Source organism: Amnimonas aquatica, assembly GCF_002943415.1.
Taxonomy (GTDB): domain Bacteria; phylum Pseudomonadota; class Gammaproteobacteria; order Pseudomonadales; family Moraxellaceae; genus Perlucidibaca; species Perlucidibaca aquatica_A.
Genome location: NZ_PTQZ01000258.1, coordinates 1 through 2,045, shown reverse-complemented (window position 1 = coordinate 2,045; position 2,045 = coordinate 1). Strand labels below are relative to the sequence as shown.

Here is a 2,045-nt window from a genome sequence, read left to right as displayed (position 1 = left end):
TGGATGGAAGATGAGCTGGTCATCTTCTCCGCCCGCGAGCATCCGCTGGCACGCCTGCCGCGCGTCACCCCCGCCGACCTGACGGACGCGCACTGGATCCTGCGCGAGCCCGGCTCGGGCACCCGAGAAGTGTTCGACAACGCCATCAGCGAGCACCTGCCATCGCTCAAGGTCAGGCTGGAGCTGGGCCACACGGAGGCCATAAGGCGCGCCGTGGAGGCCGGCATAGGCATCGGCTGCGCTTCGCGCATGACCCTGCAGGAAAGCCTGGCGCAGGGGCTGACCAGCGTGCTGCCGACACCCTTCCTGGATCTGCGGCGCTCGTTCTTCATCCTACGCCACCGCAACAAGTACCAGACCCGCGGGCTGCTGCGCTTCCTCGCCGCCTGCCAGAGTGCCGGCACGAACTGAGCCGACCGGCACACTTCATGCTGCGACCTCAGCCCAGCTCGATATCCCGGTCACGCACGCCGAGCAGGTAGAGGATGGCATCCAGCCCCAGCGTCGAAATGGCCTGCTTGGCATTGGCCCGGACCAGCGGCTTGGCGCGGAAAGCGATGCCGAGACCGGCGATCGACAGCATCGGCAGGTCGTTGGCGCCATCGCCGACGGCGATCACCTGCTCCAGGTTCACGCCCTCGCTGGCGGCGATCTCGCGCAGCAGCTCGGCCTTGCGCTGGCCGTCCACCACACGCCCGGTGACGCGGCCGGTGACCTTGCCGTCGACGACCTCCAGCGCGTTGGCGTGGACGTAGTCGATGCCCAGCCGACGCTGCAGGTGCTCGCCGAAATAGGTGAAGCCGCCGGACAGGATGGCGGTCTTGTAGCCCAGCACCTTGAGCGTACGCATCAGATGCTCGGCGCCCTCGGTGAGCTTGAGCGACTGCGCAATGCCTTCCAGCACCGAGGCGTCCAGCCCCTTCAGCAGCGCGACGCGGGCCTCGAAACTCTGAGTGAAGTCCAGTTCGCCCTGCATGGCGCGCTCGGTGATGGCCGCGACCTGCTCGCCGACGCCGGCGGCCTTGGCCAGCTCGTCGATGACCTCGTGCTCGATCAGCGTCGAATCCATGTCGAAGCAGACCAGACGGCGGTTGCGACGGAAGGCGTTGTCCTTCTGGAACGCGACGTCGATGCCCAGCTCGCTGGTCAGGCTCATGCAGGCCACGCGCATGGCCTGCACGTCGCGCGGCTCGCCGCGCACGGAGAACTCGACGCAGGCCTTGGACTGCGCCGCCTCGCCCTCCAGCGGCACGCGTCCGGACAGGCGCTGCAGACCGTCGATGTTCAGGCCCTGGTCGGCGATCAGCGCGGTGATCGCGGCCAGGTGCTCGGCGGTGACCTTGCGCGCCAGCAGGGTGAGGATGTAGCGGCTGCGGCCGTTGCCGGCCACCCACTGGTTGTAGCTGTCGGCGCTGATCGGCGTGAAGCGCGCCTGCAGGCCGAGGGCATGGGCCTGGAACAGCACGGCGCGCATCAGGCGGGCGGAGTCGTCCTCGCCACCGGTCTCGATCACCAGTCCGAGACTGAGCTGATCATGGATGACCGCCTGGCTGACATCGAGGATGTTGACCTGATGGGCCGCCAGCGCGCTGGTCAGGGCCGCACTGATGCCCGGACGATCCGGGCCGGAAATGGACACAAGCAGGATTTCGCGCACGACAGATCCTTGGCGATACAGGGCAGGGCCAAATTGTAACGGAATGGCCGCATCCGGACAGGGGCTGTCTGTCTATAATGGCGCATCTTCCAATGGCATACGGATCGGCTCCGCATGGCGCGACGTGTCTGGCTCTTCTGGCTGCTGAGCGTGCTGCTGACCACATCCGTCGGCTGGATGGCACACACCGGCGATATCCGCAGCGAGCAGCGCCGCCTGGGCCAGGAGCTGGCCACGCAGCTGGCGCGCAGCAGCGCACCCTGGCTGCTGAGCCGCGACATGACCAGCCTGAACCTGCTGCTCGCCGGCCTGGATGCCCGCCCGGGGCTGTCGCAGGTCGAGATCATCGACGGTGACGGCCGCCGCCTGGTGGCGACCTCGCCGGCCG

The 2,045-nt window shown here is 67.9% G+C and carries 3 protein-coding genes; 2 read left to right on the top strand and 1 reads right to left on the bottom strand.

From position 1 onward, the window contains the following. Positions 1-411: LysR substrate-binding domain-containing protein (locus C5O18_RS08760; protein ID WP_241146804.1), on the top strand; the 411-nt coding region annotated here is incomplete at its 5' end. 28 nt (positions 412-439) lie between these two features. Here the strand turns inward: C5O18_RS08760 and serB are convergent. Continuing rightward, complete coding sequence (serB, locus tag C5O18_RS08755; protein ID WP_105193198.1) at positions 440-1,657, bottom strand: phosphoserine phosphatase SerB; 1,218 nt, start codon at positions 1,655-1,657, stop codon at positions 440-442. A 114-nt stretch (positions 1,658-1,771) separates the two neighbouring features. Here serB and C5O18_RS08750 point away from each other — a divergent pair. After that, positions 1,772-2,045: hypothetical protein (locus tag C5O18_RS08750; protein ID WP_146089311.1), on the top strand; the 274-nt coding region annotated here is incomplete at its 3' end.